Origin of the sequence: Nitrosomonas sp. (assembly GCF_019635155.1) — a bacterium.
GTDB lineage: Bacteria > Pseudomonadota > Gammaproteobacteria > Burkholderiales > Nitrosomonadaceae > Nitrosomonas.
Genome location: NZ_JAHBZY010000021.1, coordinates 1 through 23,057, shown reverse-complemented (window position 1 = coordinate 23,057; position 23,057 = coordinate 1). Strand labels below are relative to the sequence as shown.

The 23,057-nt window shown below is 49.0% G+C and carries 20 protein-coding genes; all 20 read right to left on the bottom strand.

Features of this window, described 5'->3' with window-relative positions; genetic code table 11:
- Nucleotides 1–8: 8 nt before the first annotated feature.
- The gene (locus KF839_RS12965; RefSeq protein WP_292918269.1) at nucleotides 9–1,274 is read right to left on the bottom strand and encodes a TIGR02710 family CRISPR-associated CARF protein; all 1,266 of its coding nucleotides are present in this window, start codon (nucleotides 1,272–1,274) and stop codon (nucleotides 9–11) included.
- A 6-nt stretch (nucleotides 1,275–1,280) separates the two neighbouring features.
- Entirely contained in the window at nucleotides 1,281–1,478 is a 198-nt protein-coding gene (locus KF839_RS12960) for a hypothetical protein (RefSeq protein WP_292918268.1), read from the bottom strand.
- A gap of 19 nt (nucleotides 1,479–1,497) precedes the next feature.
- Nucleotides 1,498–2,904: a type III-A CRISPR-associated RAMP protein Csm5 gene (csm5, locus tag KF839_RS12955; RefSeq protein ID WP_292918267.1), complete on the bottom strand. Its 1,407-nt coding sequence runs from the start codon at nucleotides 2,902–2,904 to the stop codon at nucleotides 1,498–1,500.
- Nucleotides 2,905–2,911: 7 nt separating this feature from the next.
- Nucleotides 2,912–3,955: a type III-A CRISPR-associated RAMP protein Csm4 gene (csm4, locus tag KF839_RS12950; protein WP_292918266.1), complete on the bottom strand. Its 1,044-nt coding sequence runs from the start codon at nucleotides 3,953–3,955 to the stop codon at nucleotides 2,912–2,914.
- Nucleotides 3,885–4,679: a type III-A CRISPR-associated RAMP protein Csm3 gene (gene csm3 / locus KF839_RS12945; protein WP_292918265.1), complete on the bottom strand. Its 795-nt coding sequence runs from the start codon at nucleotides 4,677–4,679 to the stop codon at nucleotides 3,885–3,887. The genes csm4 and csm3 overlap by 71 nt, the downstream gene beginning before the upstream one ends.
- A gap of 12 nt (nucleotides 4,680–4,691) precedes the next feature.
- Nucleotides 4,692–5,072 (bottom strand): type III-A CRISPR-associated protein Csm2, encoded by a 381-nt coding sequence (csm2, locus tag KF839_RS12940; protein ID WP_292918264.1) that lies wholly within the window; start codon nucleotides 5,070–5,072, stop codon nucleotides 4,692–4,694.
- Nucleotides 5,065–7,626, bottom strand: a complete 2,562-nt coding sequence (gene cas10 / locus KF839_RS12935; protein ID WP_292918263.1) for a type III-A CRISPR-associated protein Cas10/Csm1 — start codon at nucleotides 7,624–7,626, stop codon at nucleotides 5,065–5,067. The genes csm2 and cas10 overlap by 8 nt, the downstream gene beginning before the upstream one ends.
- A gap of 14 nt (nucleotides 7,627–7,640) precedes the next feature.
- Nucleotides 7,641–8,774, bottom strand: coding sequence for a CRISPR-associated ring nuclease Csm6 (gene csm6 / locus KF839_RS12930; RefSeq protein ID WP_292918262.1), 1,134 nt, complete (start codon nucleotides 8,772–8,774; stop codon nucleotides 7,641–7,643).
- Nucleotides 8,767–9,720, bottom strand: coding sequence for a CRISPR system precrRNA processing endoribonuclease RAMP protein Cas6 (cas6, locus tag KF839_RS12925; protein ID WP_292918261.1), 954 nt, complete (start codon nucleotides 9,718–9,720; stop codon nucleotides 8,767–8,769). The genes csm6 and cas6 overlap by 8 nt, the downstream gene beginning before the upstream one ends.
- 111 nt (nucleotides 9,721–9,831) lie before the next feature.
- Nucleotides 9,832–10,146 carry a CRISPR-associated endonuclease Cas2 gene (gene cas2, locus KF839_RS12920; RefSeq protein ID WP_292918260.1) on the bottom strand — a complete coding sequence of 105 codons (315 nt, stop codon included), beginning with the start codon at nucleotides 10,144–10,146 and terminating at the stop codon, nucleotides 9,832–9,834.
- Entirely contained in the window at nucleotides 10,146–10,892 is a 747-nt protein-coding gene (locus KF839_RS12915) for a CRISPR-associated endonuclease Cas1 (RefSeq protein WP_292918259.1), read from the bottom strand. Before KF839_RS12915 ends, cas2 (KF839_RS12920) begins: the two co-directional genes overlap by 1 nt.
- Entirely contained in the window at nucleotides 10,892–11,848 is a 957-nt protein-coding gene (gene cas1, locus KF839_RS12910) for a CRISPR-associated endonuclease Cas1 (RefSeq protein WP_292918258.1), read from the bottom strand. The genes KF839_RS12915 and cas1 overlap by 1 nt, the downstream gene beginning before the upstream one ends.
- 3 nt (nucleotides 11,849–11,851) lie before the next feature.
- The gene (gene cas2 / locus KF839_RS12905) at nucleotides 11,852–12,136 is read right to left on the bottom strand and encodes a CRISPR-associated endonuclease Cas2 (protein WP_292918257.1); all 285 of its coding nucleotides are present in this window, start codon (nucleotides 12,134–12,136) and stop codon (nucleotides 11,852–11,854) included.
- 397 nt (nucleotides 12,137–12,533) lie between these two features.
- Entirely contained in the window at nucleotides 12,534–13,400 is an 867-nt protein-coding gene (locus KF839_RS12900; protein ID WP_292918256.1) for a YicC/YloC family endoribonuclease, read from the bottom strand.
- Between the two features lie 2 nt (nucleotides 13,401–13,402).
- On the bottom strand, nucleotides 13,403–14,458 hold the full coding sequence (locus tag KF839_RS12895) for a metallophosphoesterase (protein WP_292918255.1): 1,056 nt from the start codon (nucleotides 14,456–14,458) through the stop codon (nucleotides 13,403–13,405).
- A gap of 8 nt (nucleotides 14,459–14,466) precedes the next feature.
- Nucleotides 14,467–16,077, bottom strand: a complete 1,611-nt coding sequence (locus tag KF839_RS12890; protein ID WP_292918254.1) for a peptide chain release factor 3 — start codon at nucleotides 16,075–16,077, stop codon at nucleotides 14,467–14,469.
- A 4-nt stretch (nucleotides 16,078–16,081) separates the two neighbouring features.
- The gene (locus tag KF839_RS12885; protein WP_292918253.1) at nucleotides 16,082–18,130 is read right to left on the bottom strand and encodes an ABC transporter ATP-binding protein; all 2,049 of its coding nucleotides are present in this window, start codon (nucleotides 18,128–18,130) and stop codon (nucleotides 16,082–16,084) included.
- Nucleotides 18,127–19,638 carry an ABC transporter permease gene (locus KF839_RS12880; RefSeq protein ID WP_292918252.1) on the bottom strand — a complete coding sequence of 504 codons (1,512 nt, stop codon included), beginning with the start codon at nucleotides 19,636–19,638 and terminating at the stop codon, nucleotides 18,127–18,129. The genes KF839_RS12885 and KF839_RS12880 overlap by 4 nt, the downstream gene beginning before the upstream one ends.
- A 248-nt stretch (nucleotides 19,639–19,886) precedes the next feature.
- Nucleotides 19,887–20,912 (bottom strand): PstS family phosphate ABC transporter substrate-binding protein, encoded by a 1,026-nt coding sequence (locus tag KF839_RS12875; protein WP_292918251.1) that lies wholly within the window; start codon nucleotides 20,910–20,912, stop codon nucleotides 19,887–19,889.
- Between the two features lie 50 nt (nucleotides 20,913–20,962).
- Nucleotides 20,963–22,687: an OprO/OprP family phosphate-selective porin gene (locus KF839_RS12870; protein ID WP_416362372.1), complete on the bottom strand. Its 1,725-nt coding sequence runs from the start codon at nucleotides 22,685–22,687 to the stop codon at nucleotides 20,963–20,965.
- Nucleotides 22,688–23,057 lie beyond the last annotated feature (370 nt).

The window sequence follows — 23,057 nt, the reverse complement described above, 5'->3', positions numbered from 1 at the left end:
TTGCCGGTTTAACCGGGATAATCATCCGGGAGCTGTGCCGGCAAGGTTTTGATGCCGGACTTTGCGGTTTCTTCCAGGAGCATTGGAATGAATTGACTTTCAAACCATGCATAAATGGGTTGCCATTGGCTATTTTGGATGGGCTTAAAACCATGCGCTAGTATCGAGGCATTGCGCGCTTCGATGTGGCTGCGCAGGGTGTTTTCCTGCTCAGTGATAAAAGCCGCCGCAGGCCCTTTTGTGTGATGCTTGACCAATTGCCAGGCGTTGAACAGCCCCGCTTGCCACTGGCCTTTACGGTTTTGTGTCAGGGTTAGATGATCGGGAATTTGCTCCGGCCTGACATCGCCGGTCTCGATACCGGCCTGTACTTTCAATAACCATTGCGCGCTCCATTCGATAAGCCGGTAAATGCGGGCTACAGCATCGTCATAGCGACCCTGGGCAGCACGGCGCTCGGCGTTGCGATAGAGGTCGAGCAACCGGGCGGCATCGCATTTATCTTGATTGTTGTCATTCAGTTGGTTTGCGGTGCTGAGATATTTCTTCAAATGATCCGGCAGGCTGGGCGCATAAGTTTTCAGGATTGATAATGCCTGCGCATGATTGAAATTATCCCATTCGGCGAAGGCGCGGCTCAATTCACGAAAGCGCGTGTATTCATCCCGCAAGCCGCCGGGCGGCTTGAGTCCGGCCAGCCCCGCCACCGCTTCGCTGTAGGCATAGCGCTGCCATGCCCGCCGGTAAGGTTCGGTTAACCGCCGGTAACGCACCTGTTCGCAATCCGCTTTGCCGGAAAACTGTGAACCATCCTGCACCTTGATCAAATCAGCGCGGCTGCCGGTAACAAGCTGCAAGTCAATGCCGGGACTTTCCATTACAGCCATCACCAGCCCCGCGCTCATCGACTTGGTGCCGCCGGTATAATCGGCTACTATCCGGGCATCCGGAAAGCGGCGGCTGATGGCATCAATCGCGGTAATACAATCCACATAAATGCGGTCAAGATTGTCGGAAAGGGTCAGCACCGTTTCGTACTGTTCTGACGCAAGGCCGATTTGGGTTGGAATGTTGGGCAAAGTGGGATTGGCATCGCCGTTGTGCGCTTTAATGCAGTTACCCTTACCTTCGATTTGTACGCGGGAACCGGGCTGATTGGTCGCCTGGTCTTTGTCGGTACAGATAAACACCACGAAATCCGGTCGCAGATCGTTGATCGCGCTAACGATAGGCTGATGACTTCCGCCGACGGTACAGATGAGGATTTGGGGCATAATGTTTCAGTCCATGCTTTCTGATTGATTGTCGTTCAATTCCAGCCGCTGTTCATATTCGCCTTGCGGTTCTCGATCTGGCAGCACTCTCTGCAAACAACCATAGGTTTCTTCAAGAAAACCGGTTGGCCAACCGTTGGCGTCGGTTGATTCGTGCATGTCTTTTGAACGGATATTTGGATACTGGATATTTTGAATAGTCATTGCCAAATCCCCGCTGTTACTACTCCTCATAAATAGCTTTAGCTTGCTTAGCCGATTTACCACCAGGCTGCTCCCACCAACCTTCCGCTTGCCAGCGTGCTTTTATATCCGCCAATGCAACCTGTCTTTCTTCCCCCTCCGGCAGGGCTTGCCAGGCTTCCGCGAGCGTTTTGCCGCGCAACGCCTCTTTTTCCGGGCTGCGATTTTGTTGGGCGATTTGCGCGAGTTTTTGATTCACCCAGGCAGACTGTGCGTTATTGGCTTGTTGCCGGGTTTGCTGTGTTTCCAACTTTTCTGCGACCAGTTCGTATGGCAAGAATCTTACCCAGCCCATCGGCAGTTTCGGTTCACCGGAAACCACCAAGCGGCGGGTCTTGGGGAAAGGCTTGCCAGTACGGCCAAGATTGAATAGCTCTCTGAAGGTTTTTACTTGTTCATCGGACGCCCAATCGCCGGTCATGCCGCGCCAACCGCTACCCCAGGATATTTGCAGGTAAGCCGATTGCTGATCCGCTTTCATCATGTTCAAAATACGCTGACATTCCTGTTCTGGTGCAGGCTTACCTTGTTCTTTGTAAAACTGGATTTCCCGCTGTAAACGGTACTCGGCGTGTCGATTGAGGCGTTGCCTCAAATCGCCAAAATCCTTTGGTGCGATTGCAGAAACCGTTCCGTTTTGTTGCCATGTGCTGATATCGCTCAGCAAAAAGCCGTCCCACTGCAAGATCAACATACCCAATGCCTCCGGTTGCAATACTTCGGCATAAATGCCGTCGGCTTGCTGCCAACCTTCGAAGCTTTTGCGCTGACTCATACTGCGCCAACGCGTTTCGTTCAACCAGCGAATATCAGTCAAGCGCAATTCTGAATTAGCGAACAATGTGTCTTTGACTTTAAAGGAACGGAAGATGTCTTGTTTGGCGTCTTTGCCTGTAAGTCCTTCGAGCAAATATTTTGCTGCCGATTTGGGATTTGGTGCTCTTCCGTTTTTATCTCTCTTCGGAAATTGCCGACTCAAATCGATATTCGCTTTATTCGCCGACCTCAACCAGTCAGCAATCAAAGCAGTCCGAATCGCGCCCTTAATCGCTGACCCAGGCAGGTACGGCCGGTTCATGGCATCCTTGAGTTGCTCACGGAATTTCTCCGGCACTTTTGCGGTACTGCCGAGCCAAGGCAGACGATAACCAAAATCCTGTCCTGCCGCATTGACCCAATCGCTCAAACGATTACCTGCCAACAACTGTGCGTCCAATGCCAGATTGCCGGAGGCTATCGCCTGAAAACTGGCCTGTTGATCAACGATAAAAGCCATTTGGTTACGTTCGATGTAATCAAGTTCTTTAAACAATTCAGTGCCGGAGCCGGACTGCGTCGGCGTGATGATTTCAAGTCCCAATTTGACCGTGTGGTTGATACCTTTCATGTTCACCTCATCCCGCTTTGACAAAAAAACCGCGTCCGTCGCGAAAGACTTTATGCGGCAGATGATCGACCGAAACATCGATCATCCGCCCCGTCAATGGCTGGTTAAACACGCTACCTTCGGCAAACATGCGCACACGCTGCTTGCGTATGCCGCTGCCGCCGATCCAGCCGCCGCGCGATACCAGCTTATAAGCAGAGCCTTCGAGCCAGCCAGTCTGGCAATCGCTGGGGGCTGGATTGACCAACGATAACGCTACGGCTTGGCCATGTTCGGCTAGTTGCAATTCCGGTATCTGTCCTTTGCTCGGGGTAAAGCAGCCATTGCCGCTGGTGCGATCCGCGCCGATGCCGCTATCGCCCAATACTCTTAGCGCGGTTTCAAATTGTTGCCGACTCGCCTCATCGTCGAATACCGCCAAAAAGTATAAACCACCGTTTGGGTCTAACCAGATTCGACTGAAATTAAATATTTGGCTTTCGGCGGCCTGGTTGTCATTCCGGTCAATCGCCAGACGCGGACGCTCTTCTTCCAGCCAGAGTTTTTCTGGTAGATATTTATTCCGGCAGGCAAAAATACCTTGTTGAATATCTTCTTTCAGGTTGATGCGATATTCCCAATTATTGTCAGTCCAAAAGGCTCTCCATTGATCAACATCCAACCATTGGATTTTTTTTATTTTCTTATTATTTTTCATATCCCACCCATCCGGAGGAGAAACCGACTCCCTAAAAGGTCGAGGTAAAAAGTAATAATACCGATCAGAACAATCCCGATAAAACGGAAACGCCGAACTGAGACGAAATGAGGGTGTTTGCGCTTGCTGGCTCATTTGTTCCGGCCAAATCAACGCCCATGTCGCTAAAATCGCAGAGCTTAGGGTATCCGAATGAATGAAACTGCCGCTTTCCTCGTAAAAAGCATTCCCGCGACTATCGACGTGAAACGGTGCGGTAAACTTAAGCCGATAGCAATCCATATTACGCTCCGGCGACAGCGGCGGCATTTGATGGTAAATTGGCGAATAGTATAACCAGTTGGTCGCTAACATCGCTTGCCGCCTGACCTTGTTGATAGTGCTGCATGGTGCGCTCTTGCAAGCTTTCGATGCGGAATTCAACTGCGCCGTAACCCCGTGAACCGTGGCCTCCAAGGCTGTCGTGCTGCACCAGTTCCAGGCCTTCCCGGATCAGGTTTAAAAACTGCTTTTCGCCATCGCCTTCCAGAAGGGTTAAAACCAGTTCAAAGTTAAACTCCGCTCCGGCAGGCACGCGTTCGAATTGGCGTGGATTGGCCGCCGAGGTGATACGGTCGATATTGACTTCGGTTTTGACCTCGGTCATCGGCATGTCGGTATTGGGCGCATTTTCCAGTTGTTCTTTACTGGCTGGGGTTAAATGCGCATCGCGCACCATCAAGCGGGTCGGCTGGCCGTTATTTTTGTCGGCAGAAACACCGAAGAGTTTGCCGAGCAGGGTTTCGGGGTTGATGCCGGCTTGGGCTTCCAATTTACCTTCTTTCAAGCTGAATCCGCCTTCCTCGGGGTTATGCTTTTCGTCGCCGCGCGCGCGTTCCAGCAATGAACGCATCTTTCCGCGCAATGAAGAACCGGGAATATAGGGCTCATTGGTCAATGGATTTCTGACTACGACTTTATCCGCGCCACCAATGGCCATGCCTATGGAATTGCCACCGATATGCAAACCGGTTAATGCGGTAATCTTGCCTTTGATGAAAATTTTGCTTTTCAGTTTTGGGCTGGTTTGTTCGCTCATGTTCGTGTCCTTTTATTTGCCGCCGTTAGCTTTGTGGTAAGCCAGAATAGCTTCGAAGAAATTGCAAAATCGTTTGAAGGTCTCGGGTTGCTTTACATCAACTGCATCAATTCCAGCACCCAAAGCATCTTCCAATTGTTTGAAAGTATCTCTTTTTCTAGATTCAGCTCGACCTCTGGCATAAGCGAGTTTCGGTTTTAAAAGCAAAAGCTCACGATATGACTTATCAGTAAAAGTATTTTGCATTTCCAATTTTTTAACTGTTCCATAGGCATTACGGATTTGGGATGTTGTCACATCACCAACAATCTTCTTAGCTAAGATTTCAGCGAATTTCACCATTTCCCTCGCGGCATCATCTCTTCTTATAAAGGATTCGATATTTTCAGTCATTTGCTTTGCTCCTCGTTAAAAATTCCGCCCAACGCACCGGCAATTGCAGCCATTCCATCACAGGCTGCTTGTTTGAAGGTGTTTGCGGGGTGATTAGTTGTTGCTGTAAATTTTCGAGTTGGGACTCAACTTCCGGGTAACGTTTTTGCATTCGTTTGAGGTTGTAAACCAGTCGCCAGCGCCATTTGTCCCAATAAATCATTTCTTGAAACTGACCCGATTTTTCCCTCGCTTTGATTTCGTCGACGGCAATCACGACTTGCCGCAAACGGTCGATGATAGCTTGACTCTCAGTCTCTTTGATAATATTCAACAAAATATCGCGCAATCGAACCGCTTCGTCAAAGCTTTCCCAGCCAATGGCGGTTTCCAGAAAGCTCAACGCATCTTTTTCTTTTTGTTTTTGACCGCGTTGTAAATGTTTTGCTTGCTCTTCCGCTTGCCCGGCCAATTCTGCGGCGCGTGAAATGGGGTATCTGCCCCCGACCATTGCAATGCCGCCGGACAAGGTAAAGCATGGATTAGTGCCGCAATAGCGGCTGAACTCGCTGCGGATTTTTTGCGCAACATCCGGTAACTCGTTCCAACTGCCAATGATGAATACGTCATCCCCACCGGCGTAAATAATCTGGCATTGCGGGTAATCGTCGAGAATCCGGTGTAAATAGCCGGCAAAGAACAAGTGTAATTGTCTGGATACCGTCGCGACACGAGATAACGAACCCATACTGGCTTGTTTTCCATCGCCGTCTTTTTTACCGAAATTCAAGCCGCGAATGAATATTTCACCCAGATTATCCACGTCCATCCTCAACACGCCCATGCGGCTGATACCCAGTGCATTATCTGCAAAGTCCTTGAAATCGCGACTTCCGTTGTCTTTATAATCCTGCCACTTGCCGACATAGCGAATGCCTTGCGAATAACCTTGTAGGTTAGGTCTTAACGGAATCCATTCATTGAGGGCTTCAAGGTGTGATTCAGATAAGTCGGTCAGCTCGCTAAACTGTGGTTCATCATTTAAAAAATATAGATCACAATCGGTGCCCGGCAACGACATAAAAAATGGGTGACCCTGGATTTTGTTTTTCACCGTTTTCCGATTTTCGCCCCATACCCAAAACAAATAACGTGCATCAGCCAATACTTGCCCCAGTCGTTCCAAGTTGTGACATTGCTTGCAGTTTTGTTGATTGTTGATTTCTGCCTGAGCATCATCACGTCCGCAAATCTTACACGCGCCGCGTTCATGTTGAGTTTGTTGGGAAAAACATTCGATGTCTCCGCTGACCTGGCTTTTGAAGGGTTGTAAGCGTTGCTTTTGCAAGTCTTCGTTCACTTGCTGCCAGCGCTTGCCCATATTACCTTCCCTGAAGTCATCGCCAAAGATGTCGGCAAAACCCACACCTAAAAACACTTCACCCTGAAATTCATCAAGTAAAGCTTTATTGACAGAGTCGGCAATGTGCTTGACTTGATCTTTCAGGTGCGCAGGGATCAGCAAGTAAAATTTGCCACCCGAGGAATAAATTCTCGCGGTTGGGTAAAGTCCCAGATCGCGAATGATTCGCTCGGCAACGGCGTCGCACAACAATTGAATAAAAAACGAACGGCCTCGCAAGCCTTTGGCGGCACCTTTACTGGTGATTTTGTAAATAAATTTTTGAATGCCCGAGAAGTCACCGCAAACTAACTGCCATTTGACCGTTGTTTGGTCGCTGAATCCGCTGGTCTGATCAGCTTCCTCATGATGCAGATACAAGCCTTCGCCAATTGCCGCAGTAATCCGAAGATGGTCGAAAAGAGAGATATCCGGGTGTTGTATGTTCGTTGCCGCCGGTATTTGGCTCAAATAGCGTTCCATGATACTTAGCAAGCTGCGAAAGACGGATTTGAGGATTTTCTCCTTGGCTATATTGGCTTGAAATTGTTGCAACCCCTCCAGTTCGGATAGAAAACGGTTTGCCACTGCTTGGTAGTCTGAAACCAAACTACTTTGGCTCAGCCATGCGACACTTTTCCTTTCCATGCCAAAAGTGGCAGCCTGCCTAGGAAAAACGTGTTCTCCCGATAATTCCAAAAAATTAAGCGGTAAAAAATGTTCATTTTGCCTGGCGGTTTCACCAATCTGAATTCGTCCAAGAAGAGATTCAAGCCGGGTTTTTTTATGAATACCTTGCTCATAAAAACTGCCTTGCTCACGTTCCGCACTTGCAAAATGATCGGCTGCCTGAACAACTTTTTCCAAATAAGCCTCCTGTCTTTCGGATGGCGCATGATGGTAGGCCGCCAGATTGATCCAGTTTTGATCCGCAGTTACAGTCGTCTGATGCTCTTCGGGCTGAATTTGCGGCACTTTCTCAGCAAGCAACTCACAAAAAGCCAAGGTATTCAATACATGAATATGCGTGTAATAACCATCTGAGTGTTTTGGGCAATAGCCCTGGCGTTTTTCTTCGTTTTTACGGTACTGATCCAAAACTTCCGCACGTTCAAAAAACTTACCGATGTCGTGCAATAAGCAACCTAAAACAATGTGATCGTGTTTTTTCATGCCATATTTCCGGTTTAATGAATAATCTGTATCTGTTCAATACTTAAATTGATTCGGTATGTCGTCCTCGGCCGCTTCCCTTCCGGCGTTATCAAATACGGTTGCGCCGCATAAGCCAGGGTTTGTGTCAGCGTTTTATTGATTCTTGATTTACGCTGCTCGAAAAAGGTTTTACTCATGCCATCCTTCAAAGTATCGATAGTGCGGTCGGCACCGCCAAGTTCGCCGTTGATCCGGCGGTAGTGCTGTAAAAACTGACTGGCGTAAGTGTCATCCGGTGCGCCGTCGCTGGGGCAATGCGGCGATGGTTGTCCATCGGTTTGCCGCTGCAACAACCAGAGATAAAACGCCAAATCAGCGGGACTGAGTCTGACCGGTTTACCGTGCGCGATGCACTGACGGTTTTTTAAGTTGATGGTCAGATGCGCCGGCCCAAGCGCCTGTTGCGCGGCTGCCACCGACTGGCTGAAACTGGCTTTACCTTCCAGCAAAGCCTGATCGAGCCCATGCCGCAGGCGCACGAAGGCGATGTCGACCAGCATGACTTCTGCATTCTGCGTGTCCAGCGGCTTGCGGCTGGGGTCGTTGCCATAGATGACGTGCGAATAGGGCGTCGGGTAATAAAACTGCGGGTGCGATTCGTAATCGGGCGACACCAGTACATGACTGAGCCGGTCTCTGGCGCGGCCGTACAGTGACAAGGCGTAACCCGCGTAAAAACCCATGGTTTTTCGGCCACCCGCAATCGATACATGTAAATCGGTATACGGGTCGGCGGTAAAAGTCCTGATCCATTCGGTAATGGCATCGGCCATGGCTTGATTGTCAGCCTGTGTGCGAATGTCGGTCAACGGTTCGCCATTGGCTTGCCGCAGAACATGAATACTGGCTTCCGTAAAATCCGGCTGCTTCAGATGATAATCGCGGCAGAAACGCGCCAGCCAGCCATCGTTGATCAGCGTCAGTCTGGCGCGCTGGCAGCCTTCCGCCGTGGTCAGGATATGAACAGCTGAAGGCAGTTGTTCGCCCTGATCATGCAGGGCGAACAGTGTTTCGGTGACAATCTGCGGAGTCAGTCCGGTAACGGCCAATAAAATGGATTGCGCATTCATTGCGTCAGTATAGCTGTTGCCTTGTGGATTAAGCATCCGGCAAGCTTGCCGGTTCGATCGTGTATGCGCCCATGCCCATGCTGGTGCCCTTGCCGACATGCGTCCACTGGCCGAGCCAGAGATAGGGCCAGAAATCTTCCAAGCCCTGCATGTTCAGGCTGACAGTGCCCAGCAATCCGCCCATTTGCATTTCGGTTTGCTGGCGGGAGGAATAGCGCGTCCAGTCGTACCAATGAAGATTCTGCGCGCTGAATTGAAAGTTTCGAGCAGCGGCGGTTAGTCCGACAAAATCGGTTTCCAATGGCGTGTCGGTGTGAAAGTAGCAGATCATTGAAATACGCCGCAGTAAGGAACCAAACAATGCGCCAAAGCTGAAATGAGCAGCGGCAAGATTTTTATTATCCTGCTTGATACGCACCGGCGAATGAAAAGTAATATTGATTTTTTCCGGCATTTCAGGCAACGGCGGGCTTTGCAGCGGCGGCTGGCTGCGTAATTCCGCTTCCTGATATACCGTGATAGGCTGACCCTGAAAATCAATCGCGTCGACTCTGTTCAAACGGAACGGCTGCCGGTTTCCGCCGACGCCATCCTGCCCCGCCATGTGCATGGCGTGAATAATATAGGGAAAAAAACGCTGGCCATGACCAAACAGGTTCATATCAATACTCAATTCCTGCGTTGCGGATTTTGCTACGGCAAAGCGAAGAACAAACGGATGCGGCGTGGCGGTGTATTTGCGCATTTTTTCGGTATCGGCTGGCGGCGGCGTCTCGAAAATATAACTATAGGCGCAAGCCTGTTTCAACAAACACTGCTGACAAGGCGTATTGCGCACGACGCAGACTGTCTTTTTCAAGGCATGGCCAAATGCACCGCGCCAGGCAGAACCGGGATAATCCGGCAGGCGTAGCGGATGATCCGTATCAAAGTAAAAACGATAGCTGTTGAGTGGAATGGAAGGGTTATTGATTGTTGTCATTTTCTTTTTTTCATGTATCAATCAAAGTCGGTAGATATCGTGCGCCGCTACCTTTGATTGTTTATATTCAATACCGCTGGGTTTGTCAAAACAGAACCGCCGCTGCGAATATCAATGCCGCGTCAACATGCGATTGACTCCACCGGTAAACAGCATGACATCGTCGGGAAAATATTGCTGACCGAGTATCTCGGCGGGTCTATTTTCCGGCAGGCGGTAACAGCGCACGTCATCCTCGCGCTGATTGATCAGTGCATTGATTCGTTCCAGAAGACGCAGCAAAGCCTTGCGCTTGAGAACTACTGTGAACACCGAATATTGCACGGGCAATCCTTGTTGCTTCAATAGACGATGAATCCGTGCAAGGCGTTTGGGATCCGCAATATCGTATGCCATCAGATATAAATTGCCCTGACTGTCTGCCATCAGCTCACTCCCAGTAAAAATTGATGTAGTTTGTTGATGCTGCTTCGAAACAGCTTGTAACAGCGTTCTTGACGCTGCTGAAACAATTCCGCCATGACTTGCAAGGCATTTCCGCCGCGTTCTGCCGCGTCCGGTTCCAGGAGCGCGATATAGTAATCCCAAAGCAACAACCGGCTCAGATCAGTCGCTAGATCAAGCTCCATCGACAGCAACATTTCATTGTCCCGTTCAAAACCGCATTCCGGCAGCCAAACCAGCAACTCACTATAGAGGATGTTTTGGATTAATGCTGCGCGATGCCTGCCATGATGACCCAGTGTTTGCCTGATCTGTCGGTGCAGTTCCAACGCAGGACGTTCGCGCCAATCGCACAGGCCAATTCGTCGCCCACAACTGCGCGCCGCCAGTTTTTCCATTGACAGTAGCCAGTTTGCATATAGCACCGGCCCGTCGGTGCGTGACAACAAATCGATCAATCTTTGAGTCAGCCGCTGCCGTTCGCCACTTTGACCCAGCCAGCGCGCGCGAATTTCACCGTCTTTCCCCAGAAACAGCAATTGAATACCCGCATCAGCACAGGCCAGTAACGCTTGCATAGACCACTCCACGCTGCCTTTGCAAACTACTCGTGAAATCCGCGACAGTGGAAACAACTGATCCGCCCGATCCGGCACAATTATCCGCAGGGCAGGATCATCCCATGTTACCCGGCAGCCGAGAGCGCCATCGATATACAGCGGCCGCATCATTCGCCGCCATGTATTAACTGGAAACGTTTGGCCAGCGCATGACTGTATCGCCGCAGCAAGCGTCTGGCAGGCCCACTATTCGCTTCGTAAAAGCCGTAAAAATGCTTGCGCCCGGCTTTATTCAGCAAGCAACGCCCGTTGTCATCGCTAAAATGCTCTATCCGCAGGATGCGATCACGAAACAACCACCACACCCACTGGTCGATCAGCGGACGCAATGGCTCCATAAGATCGCAGGGCAGCGATTCCCGTCCAAAACTGATGTCATGATAAAAACCCAGCATCGTGTCCAGTCCGGCGATATGGCAGGCGTACACGGCATCATGATGCAAAAGCGTATAGCCCAGCGACAAGCATGCATTTACAGGATCGGGCGCGGGGCGTTTTTTTCGTCCTGTAAAATCCAAAGATGGCGCAAATAATTGCGTAAAACCGCTGAAATAAGCGGATGCGGCAGCGCCTTCGAAACCGCGCAGGCTTGATAGTGACGGTATGCTGGAATCTGCTCGCAATTGATTCATGATGTTGTCCAGCCGCTGCACTGCTATAGTCAGCGCATGCCGCAAATCCGCACGCACCGGCAAAGCTTCACGCAGCAGACGCTTTTGCGCGCGCACTTTTACCAGCACCAGCCAGTGCGCCAGCGGAGCACGCAAATCATCATCCAGGCTCACGCGATATTGTCCCAGCCTACGGGAACTCTCGTTATGGGGTCTTCCCGCCAATATGGCCGTCGCCTCGCTACTGCGCCCGGAAAGCACCAACAAGCCGATATTCCGCGCCGATAACGCACCGAGCACCCGGCTTTCCAGTTGCACATTACCGCGCATGACGACGCGTTCCAGCAAATGCAGCGGCACTGATCCTTTCCTTGTACCCTCTTCGTACAAAGCCAATGCCTGGCCATCCAATCTGATTTCCAGATTCTTCCGGTCAAGATACAAACAGTTCATCAATCACCCGACATAATAAAAAGAACCATCCTGAGGAAGCACTGCTTTGCCAAGTGTATGAATATGGCTTCCCCCGCTCAACTTCAGCACAATGAATCGATCCTCATTCGGATCGATGATCGTGCTGATACTCTTCAGCAAACAGGATTTTTCGGCATGCGTCAGATAACACTCGAATACCGATTTCTGCCCACCCGATGCATAACCGCGCAGCACATGCAGCGCTTTGCGCAAACGCCGGTTGCTGGATATATCGTAAGCCACCAGATAAAGTTGCCGTTGAATCATGACACCAGTTTACGCAGAGAAACCGGATCAGATCATGGTTGAAAAGCTTGTCAAATATCCAGCAGCCTGTTTGATTTAAAAATCCAGCCTATGAACTGTCCTTCATCAAGTATTCCATTGACAGCAATTGAGGGTAGGCGGGCGTCGACCGAGTTATTGCCACCATAGCAAGTACCACAGCTTTAACCTGATCGTGAAGTGAAGCTTGTCGCTCTGGAATAGGTGGATTGGTTTAATAATCACCGATTGTTGTAATCGATTGAAAATCTTCCACCAGCGGAATCTGAAATGGCATATTATCGCCAATTAAAAGAATCTGCTGATGCAACTTGATTCAATGCAAACAATCTCCAGAAGATCCGGGGTGATTCATTTTTTGTCTAATATAGTAAAACGATTACTCAATATTCTGCACTTGTTCACGCATCTGCTCGACAAGTACTTTTAATTCCATGGCAATCCGTGAAATTTCCAGATCAACCGATTTCGAGCCAATCGTGTTGGCTTCGCGATGCAATTCTTGCATCATAAAATCCAGCCTTTTACCAACCGCACCGCCTTGATTCAGAATACGTTCCACTTCGTCAAGATGCGCTTGCAAGCGCGACAATTCTTCATCGACATCAATTTTGCTGGCAAAAAGTGTAATTTCCTGGTGAATACGTTCATCTTCGTTGCCGCCGAGAATTTCTTCCAACCGAATCCGCAGCTTTTCTTCGAAAGCAGCAATCAATGCCGGGATACGCGGTGATGCAGCTTGCAACAATTGGCGCATTTGAGAAATGCGATCAAACAAGACGGATTTCAGTTTATCCCCTTCGCGCATCCTTGCAGCTTTTAAATCTTTTAATGCCGTTTGCAGCAATCTCATACCGACTTCATCCCATTCCTCATTTGGCGTTGTATCGTTTTCAAGTATGCCCGGCCACCTTAAGATTTCTGCGACAGTTAAAGAAGCCGCGGAAGGATAACGTGTTCTGATTGTCTGCTCCAGTCGCATCAATCGCTCCAACAAGCCGTGATCGAATTGCTGATCGATTTCTACAGCATGCGCATGAGAAAAAACCATCCGGCATTCGATTTTGCCACGGCCTAGTTGCGCGGTCAGCAGCTCCCGCATCGCGGTTTCCAATCGGCGGAAATCATCCGGCAAGCGAAGCTGGATATCAAGAAAACGGTTATTGACCGAACGAATTTCCAAGTTAAACGATCCGTAAGATGTTTCTTCGCGGACAGTAGCGTAACCGGTCATGCTGAATATCATGGTTAAAGATTTCCCAAAAAGGTAAACACGGAAGAATCCGAAAGACTAAAAATGTCATCATTACATACTTCTGGCGCGGATTTACGGTCGAGTAAACCGGTTACAACGAATGGCATATTTTCATTATCCGGATCAAATATGATTTGGCTGGCATCGATATATTTGTAGTCGCCAGGTGCATTAAGTCGCCATAAATTTGGAATTACAGCATAGGGTTGATGAAAGCAATACGCGGGTGTATCCCCATGCACCACTAGAACTGGTTTTTTAAACTGTGCTGCGTGATGCTTGATTTCATCGCGCAACATGCGATAGCCATCGCAATCGGTACGATTACCGGGAGTACATGCAGGTTTCTCGTAATCAAAATCAAAAATATCCGCATGAAATGCTATCACAACGGCTTGTGCAGTATCCGCTGCCAGGAATAACTGATTTAGCCATTGCTTATTCGATTGATCACGAAAGTCCGCTTCATTTAACGCATCATCCAAGTTGCTCCGCAAAATCTCTCTGCGGCCATTATTAGTTCCTGGAATGTGCAACGTTACAAAAACAACTTGATTGATGCGCCAGCGAACATTTTCAACAAACCCTTCCTGGCGGGTCAAACCCGAAATATGCTTGGTCAATTGCCATGGATCCAGATGAAAGAAAAGTTGACGAAGAAAACTCAGTCGTTCCAGTTCATCATAGCGGCCCGATAAGGTAAAACGGTCACAATCTGTCCAATCGTTATCACCGGGGGTGTATACCGTTTTGTGGGGATTTAGAAACGCGATTTGGCGATAATGATCCTGCAACAGTTCGTCACTGCAACTCAACCGCCCCTTCTTAAAATCACCTAAATGGATTAGAACCGGTGGATCTACGGCCCTAATCGCTTTTGCGAGAGCACCGTCGGGCTGTTCCAGCAATGCATATTCCGCATCGGTGTATGGCATGTCGCCGATTACAACAAATCGGGTTTTCGCACTGCTTGACATTAACACATCGCCTGCACGCAACGGCAAAACCAGAAACAAACACGATACCAGAAGCCATTGCCACACCATCATGGTTCGCATTATCCATTCATGTGGTTCTGGAAGACCAAACCAGCATGTTCGCGCAGTTTATGGAAACGAATCGCCGGCCAATTTTCCTGAGCCACACTCAATTCCGCTCCGTATGAAGCCAGAAAGGTCGGTGCATCAACCGCATCGTATGCAATACGATGCGCATTGGCCTCAATAAACCGTTGCAGCTCACGGGAATCATCGCACGTCACCCAACGCGCCAATTGGTATTTAGCGGAAGCGATACGAGCTGCGACCCCGTATTCGTGTTGCAAACGGTGTGCGACCACCTCAAACTGCAGCGTACCGACTGCTCCGAGCAATAGCATATTACCAAGATGAGGGCGAAAAACCTGGATCGCACCTTCTTCTCCAAGCTGCGCCAATCCTAGTTTCAGTTGCTTACTGCGTAACGGATCGGTAATTTCAACCGTCCGGAAAATCTCCGGAGCGAAGAACGGCAGACCCGTAAACTGCAGAACTTCGCCTTCGGTCAGCGTGTCCCCCAATTGCAGCGTGCCATGATTGGGAATACCGATAATATCACCGGGATAAGCTTCTTCCAGAATATCGCGGCGTTGCGACAAAAACGATACCACCGTGCTGGTGCGGATATCCTTGCCATTACGCGCCACTTTCAAATTCATGCCGCGTTTGAAATGACCGGAACAAACACGCACAAACGCAATACGATCACGATGCGCCAGATTCATATTGGCTTGGATTTTGAATACCATGCCGGAGAATTTTTTCTCATTCGGTTGCACTTCGCGCTGGATAGCGTTACGAGACTCGGGCGGCGGCGCAAGATCCACCAAAGCGTCAAGAATCTCCCGCACACCGAAGTTATTGATTGCCGAACCGAAGAATACCGGTGTTTGCTCGCCGGCTAGAAATGCTTCATGATCGAAAGCCGGAGACGCGCCCTTGATTAAATCAATTTCCTGCAATGCGGTATCTAAGTCCATACCAAAACGTTGCTGGATCTGCGGATCGTCAAATTGCGCAATCACCTCACCGCTACTGTCAACGCGGTCGGATCCCGGCTGAAAAACGCGCATGCAATTATTTTGCAAATCGCACACGCCTTGAAAATTCTTTCCCATACCAACCGGCCAGGTAAATGGGATCGTTGACATACCGAGCGTACGTTCGATTTCATCGATCAGATCCAGCGGTTCTCGCACTTCGCGATCCATTTTATTAACAAATGTCACGATCGGTGTATTGCGAGCGCGGCAAACTTCCAGCAACCGCAAGGTTTGCGCTTCAACACCGTTGGCGGCATCGATCACCATGAGCGCGGCGTCAACCGCTGTCAATACGCGATAAGTATCTTCCGAGAAATCCTGGTGACCCGGCGTATCCAGCAAATTAATGATGCAATCGCGATATTCCATTTGCATGACCGAACTAGCCACGGAGATCCCACGCTGCTTTTCGATTTCCATCCAATCGGATGTCGCATGACGACTGGCTTTACGTGCCTTAACGCTACCAGCAATATGAATCGCCCCGGCATACATCAACAACTTCTCGGTCAGCGTGGTTTTCCCGGCATCAGGATGCGAAATAATAGCGAATGTGCGGCGACGCGCCACTTCGTGTTGAATACTCATAATTTCAAGAGATCTGTTCGGATGAATAAAGATAACAATGAGCGGAATGCGTTGCACTAAAAGAACTGGCCGACGGGTAGCGCTCCCGGCATACCGCCATCGCTTTTTCGCAACGCGGATGGAAATGACACCCAACCGGTGGTGTAGCCGGTGACGGCAAGTCCCCTTTTAAAGGTACAAATTGCCGGCTGGCATCAGCGGAAATCTGTGGAACCGACGACAACAATGCCTGCGTATAGGGATGTCTGGGGTTCCTCATTACTTCATCGATTTGTCCGCGTTCAACGATCCTTCCGAGATACATGACAGCTACCTCATCGGCTAAATATTCTACAACAGCAATATTGTGGGTAATAAACAAAAAAGCAAGCCCTAGGTCATTTTGCAGCGTTTTCAACAAATTCAGAATTTGTGCTTGCACCGAAACATCCAAAGCGCTAGTCGGCTCATCGCAAATCAATAATTTTGGATTCACCGCCAAAGCACGGGCAATGGCAATGCGCTGACGCTGACCACCTGAGAATTCGTGCGGATATCGCCATTTTAACTCAGCAGGCAATCCAACACGTTGCAATAACGAATCGATTTCCCGCTCTCTTGAGTTAACGTTCGAATATTCGTCATTCGATGATCCGCTGACGGCGCCAACCTTCAATGCGCTCATGCCTTCCTGTAAGATTTCCTTAATACGCATGCGCGGATTCAATGATGAGTAGGGATCTTGGAAAATAATTTGGAACTGCGAACGTATCGGTTTTAACTGACTTCTTTTCAAACCCACCAGCTCTTGTCCTTTAAACCGCACGCTACCCGCAGTGGGCTGGATTAACTGCAGGATACTCTTGCCGATCGTTGTTTTACCGCAACCGGATTCCCCAACCAGCGCCAATGTTTTTCCAGAGGCGATCCGTAACGACACGCCATCGACCGCTTTAATATGGCCGACCACGCGTTTGAACAAGCCCTTACGAATCGGAAAATGCACGCTGAGATCCGCCACGTTTAATAACGTCTCATCCGTCCGGCTTGCTTCAGATTGCACCTTTTGTTCGCCAATTGCGATAACTGCCGGTATCGCATGCGTGGTGCCGGGTTGATACAAATGACAGCGTACTCGATGATCGTCACTGAATCGATGCCATGGCGGAACCCTATCACGGCAAATCGCCATCACTTGATTGCAACGATCCGCAAAACGGCAGCCGCTGAATTGCTGTGATAACGACGGCACATTGCCATTCATCACCGTCAACGCTTGGTCGCGTTTATGTTTGCCGGGTAACGAAGCAAACAATTGTTGCGAATAAGGATGCGCCGGTTGCTGAAAAAAATCCGCTCGCGGTGCCAGCTCGACGATTTCTCCGGCATACATGACCGCCACGCGTTGCGCCATTTCCGCCACCACCCCCAGATCATGGGTAATCAGCAATATCGACATGCGTGTACGTTGCTGGATCTGCCGCATCAAATCGAGCACTTGCGCTTGAATCGTAACATCCAAGGCAGTCGTCGGCTCATCGGCGATCAACAGTTCGGGTTCACCGGCTAACGCCATAGCGATCATGGCGCGTTGCTTCATACCCCCGGAAAATTGAAACGGATATTCGTGCATGCGCCGCTGCGCATCCGGGATACCGACTTGCTCGAGCAATTCTTGAATGCGCGCCTGCTGATATGCAGGCGGCAGACTAAGATGCTGTCTTAATACTTCTCCAATTTGCTCAGCGATCGTCAAAACCGGATTCAGACTTAACATGGGTTCTTGAAAAATCATGCTGATCTGCTTACCACGCACTTTGCGCATAGCCGCTTCGGGTAATTGCAACAGATCCACGCCATGAATTTTGATTTGCCCGGTAACGATCTCGCCCACATCCGGCAGTAATCGCATAATCGACAGAGCAGTCATCGACTTGCCACAACCGGATTCCCCTAATAGCGCGAACGTTTCTCCCTGCAAAATATTCAACGATAGGCCATCGACGGCCCGAACCGGCAGGCTACCGGTATGGAGTACCGTTGCCAGATTCTCTATTTCCAGCACGGCTTTCATTTCGAATGAGGAAAACCTGTCGCAGTCATGACGTCGGGAGTTTTGTTTGGAGGAACTTCACTTTTACCATGCCGCTGAAAAAAGCGACTGCTCAGTTTCAGCGTCCGGGTGCGCGGATCCAACGCGTTTTGCACCGCATCGGCAAACAGGTTGGCGCTCAGAACCAGCGTAAACATGAAACCGAACGCTGCCAGCAAAGCCCACCACACCATCGGTTCCCGGGCCATTTCCAGCCGAGCGGCATTAATCATCGTGCCAAAGCTGATCATTGAAGGATCGACACCGACCCCGACATACGACAACACCGCTTCGGCCAGCACCAATCCACTGAAATCCATGACTGTCGCAATTAACACAATATGCATCACATTCGGCAAGATATGACGGCTGATGATGCGCCAATGTGACACCCCGAATGCATGTGCCGCCTGAATGTATTCCATTTCACGTAATTTCAGCGCCTCCCCGCGCAACAACCGGCATAAGCTTGTCCAACTGGTCACGCCGAGAATCATGCACAAAAACAATAAGCGCAAATCAGCGCGGGATGCAACGGTTTCAAACAACTCCGCATGGGTTTCGATATACACCTGCATCATCAACACCGCCGCTGCAATTAACAGCACGCTGGGAATCGAATTCAACGTGGTATAGATATACTGAATGACATCGTCAACCCACCCCTGGAAATACCCGGCCATGATGCCAAGCAGCAATGCAAACGGCAGCATGATCAGCGTGGTCAACGTTCCAATCACCAATGCGATGCGGATGCTTTTAAGCGATTGATACAACACATCCTGACCGACTTTGTCGGTACCCAAAACATGATAGTGCGTTGCCAGCATTGCACTGCAACCGATGAGCAGCAGCAAAATCAATAAGGTAATCAAGATCGCATACCATGGTATCTCGCCGGTGCGCCGCCAAATGGCGGATATGCTTTGAGCGAAATTTTGTTGATGGCGGCGAGACAAAAAGACTATTAAGAAGAAGGCTATGCCGAACCAAGCCAAGAAACCATAGGCCAGGCCTTTGAAAATCCGTTCCAGAATATCCGAGAAATGTTCTTTCTCAGGATCGCGCAAATGCGCCCCCCCAAATTCCAGGCGTGCAAAAGCCCGTACTTTTTCCCCATCCGGCAACTCGATTGTTTCCTTTGCGTAGAGATGTGTTGCGAGCGGTGCGGAATAGGTTTTCTCAATGTTGGTTCGAAGCGGTGTTAAAATTAAATCCAGTAAGCTTAATACCTCTACGCTGTAAATCGTCTCGCCTTTATTATTCTTATGTTCAAGCGCTGGCCGAAAATGGACGGTATCGAGCAAACCAACCACAAGAAAAAACAGTAACACCGTGAGCGCCGACATCCCGCTGGCGCTGTGTCCAACCCGCTTCCACGGCATCAATAAATGCTCGTTACGGCGCACATACCAAACCCAGAAGAATATTGTTATGACAAACAAATAGATAAGCGTGTCTGTCCATAGAATGATTGGGCTGAAAGGCATGATCTGAACGATTACCGAAGACGCAGTGGGATCAATTTAATAATTACGAAAACAGTTCATATCATAAATGAATGCCACGACTTTTTGAAAAAACATTATGAGGTGAATCGGTACAAGAAAAAAACAGACGAGAAATTCGATTCATCCCCGATAAATGGATATTTCCCGACTGTTTCTTTACTGCGACAACAACGCAAACAATTCTCCGGCGATCTGTGTACACCCAAACTAATTACAAATTTCCCAAGCTAATAGTTCTCGTATTGTAAACGCTCTTCACGGCGGATCAATTCGTCAATCGTCAAACCAATCACCGGCAGACCGTTGAAAACCGTACCCTCTCTTTTTTTATTGAAATGTCCAAGCATGGTTGAGTACGCTCGCGGTGGCAATGGAAAAAAATGTGTTTTCTTCACCATTAACAACGCATTTTTTAGATAAAACTCGACAAATCCTTTCACTTCCGTTTTCTCGGCGGCCTTGAGACTGACATAGATAAACATGGGCCGGGATAACGGTTGATAACTGCCGTCTTCGACAGTCTCCACCGAAGGCAGAACCGCTCCCTGACCATTGCCGCTGTCAATCGCCACCGCGGTGACTTTATCCTGGTTTTCAATGTAATACGCAAACCCCAGGAAGCCCAAGCTATTTTTATCGCCCGCTATAGCTTCCATCAAGCCGGTATCATCATCGGATTTGGTAAAATCTGTACGGCTTGACTTCGATTTTCCAACAATCGCCTTGGTAAAATAATCGTAAGTGCCGGAATCCCTTGCCGGACCAAACAACTTGATTGTCTCCGCCGGCCAAATCGGGTTGATTTGATTCCACTGCATCACTTTACCTTCGGCAACCGGTTCCCAGATTTTTCTCAACTGCTTAACCGTCATGATTCTGCTCCAGGTATTGTCGGGATGAATCGCTACTGTCAACGCATCGAACGCCACTGGTATTTCTACATATTGCACCCCGGCATTTTTGCATTCTTTCATTTCACTTTTCAGGATCGGGCGAGAAGCATTGACAATATCGATCTCTCCCCGGCAAAACTTCCTGAAACCGCCACCGCTGCCTGAAACAGCAACCGTCACTTGGGCTTCCCCCTTCCTAACTTCTTGAAACTGATCGGCTATCGCTTGGGTAATTGGATAAACCGTGCTGGAACCGTCGATTTTGATGATCGATTGCGCGTTTACATTGCCGGTAACACCGCCCCAGATACTCAATGCAAATAGAAAAATTAATCCCTTAAAATTGTATAGCGTTGGCATTTCGTACTCCCGTTTGTAAGGATTGCTATTCATACTCAAAATAATTCCCACTAAAAATCGATGGTCCATTGTGTCAGGAATGCGCTGAAATCGGCGTTATTCCATCCATGAGTACGTGCGCCGGCACCGCCGGAATAGCCATTGGTATTGGTGGTGGGCGTTCCCGCTGTATTGATATCGAGCACATGAACAACGTTTGCCTGAAATTTCACGTTCGAATGCGGATACCAGTTTAAACCGAATCTAATCATATCCGCTTTACCGCCTGCAATAACGCCCGAATTCATGTTGATGTAATCATAACCGACGGCGACTTCCCAAGCGCCCCAGCCCGATCCGTTAAACTGAAACGGACGATTCGGTTTAATCCGGTTTGCAGCACCGTTTCTAACGTGATACGCCTTGGATTCGCCGGTTAGAAAGTAGCTCGCAAAGCCATAATATCCGGTTAGATGTTCTCCATCATAACCAACGCCATTGATATTGGTTCGTAAAAATTCGCCTTGCGCAGAGAATGGACCGTAAACAAACCATCCTTCCGCACCGTACCGGTCATAACTGGTAACCTGACGACGGTTTGGATCACCAAGCGCTCCGCTACTTAAATTACCGGTGTTGAGAACATTCGTGCGATCCACATTCGTGCCCGGGAATGCAACGAACGACATCCCGCCACCGCCACCATTGGAGCCTTCGCCAACCATTGTTCCATCCGCTCGGTACTGTGTATTGACAGTGGTATGTCCTGCAGAAATACCGACGTGCAGGAATTTCGTATCATCCTCCATCCACGGTCTTCCTGTGACACGGCCGATACCTTCCCAACCAGTATCGCCAGAACCGTTATTACGGCTTTGATTGCCATTGGCATTTACCGAAGTGGCAGCCGCTGACCAAGCTCCGATCGGTTCCGTCTGGAACGCCAATCCTGTCTGGAATCGTTTCACTGCATAATTGACGCCTATGCCTGTTTTATAAGTATTAGGGTTATCCACGAAGGAATTGACCGACATATGGCGTTCGATAAAGGTGAGATAGCGGTTACTGGCTGCTTCTTCCAAGCTGAAAGGTTCTTTGAAAGAACCGATTTTATAAGACAGCGCATCCGTGTGATTAAGGCGTACGAAGGCATCAGTAATTCCGGATGCCACTGAACCATTGCCACGACTAAAATCAAACTCGAATTTATAATCCCAGATTTTGTAAAAAGTACCTTCCGCACCTAAACGAGCGCGGCGAACATTCATGCCGCTATTCAATTCGTTCGGCGTATTGGACCCGAAAGCGGGATCAGGCTCGTTAATGAAATTGTATTGCGAAGCCGGCTGTATTCGTCCATTAAGTGACATGGAAAAATTGCCATCCTTGGTTTCCCAATGCAAGCCGCGATCATCGAAAGTACCATGAATCTTTTCTACTTCTTTCACGCGTTCTTCAAGGATTGATACTTGATTGACAAGCCGGGCCTTTTCGGCTTTTTCCGAGATTCTGGCAAGACGTTCCGTAGATTTTCTTTTCATTTCCTCGGATTGACCCTCAGCCAATTGCGCGGCATCGGACGATGCTTTTAATGGTGTCTCCGCGACTTTGGATGATTCGGTTTTGGCAGGCGCGTCGGCTTTCACGAAAGTTCCCATATGCACACGCCCCGGCCCCGGTTCCGCATAAATTTGCTTGGTGGTCGTATCAACATATAAATCCAAAGCATGCGTATTCGATACCATGCCTAGATTGGCCGCAACTAAAGCTTTCAAGATAAATCGGTATGGTTTCATCATCAGTTTCTGATCCGTAGTAAAAAATACAATCAATAAAGATGACGAACGTTATAAGGCAGCAATGTTACAGATTTATGACAATTACATTTTTCTTACAAAAACGTGACAAAACTCTGTTGCTAACCGACTGGAAATATCGATTAACCGCTTGAAGTGACGCTCATTAATTCTTAAAATATCAAAGCGATGGGTATGATTCGTATCATTAATTGCTCATTGCACAATTGTTTTGTTGAATTGACGGGAACTTTCGTTACTTGAAAGCCTGTCTAAAACCATGTATCAAGCAGGGAATAATTTTCCTCGCAAAACATCGATTTCTATTAACAGAGCTTTTTAATAGGAGGCAAATAAAATGGCAACAACA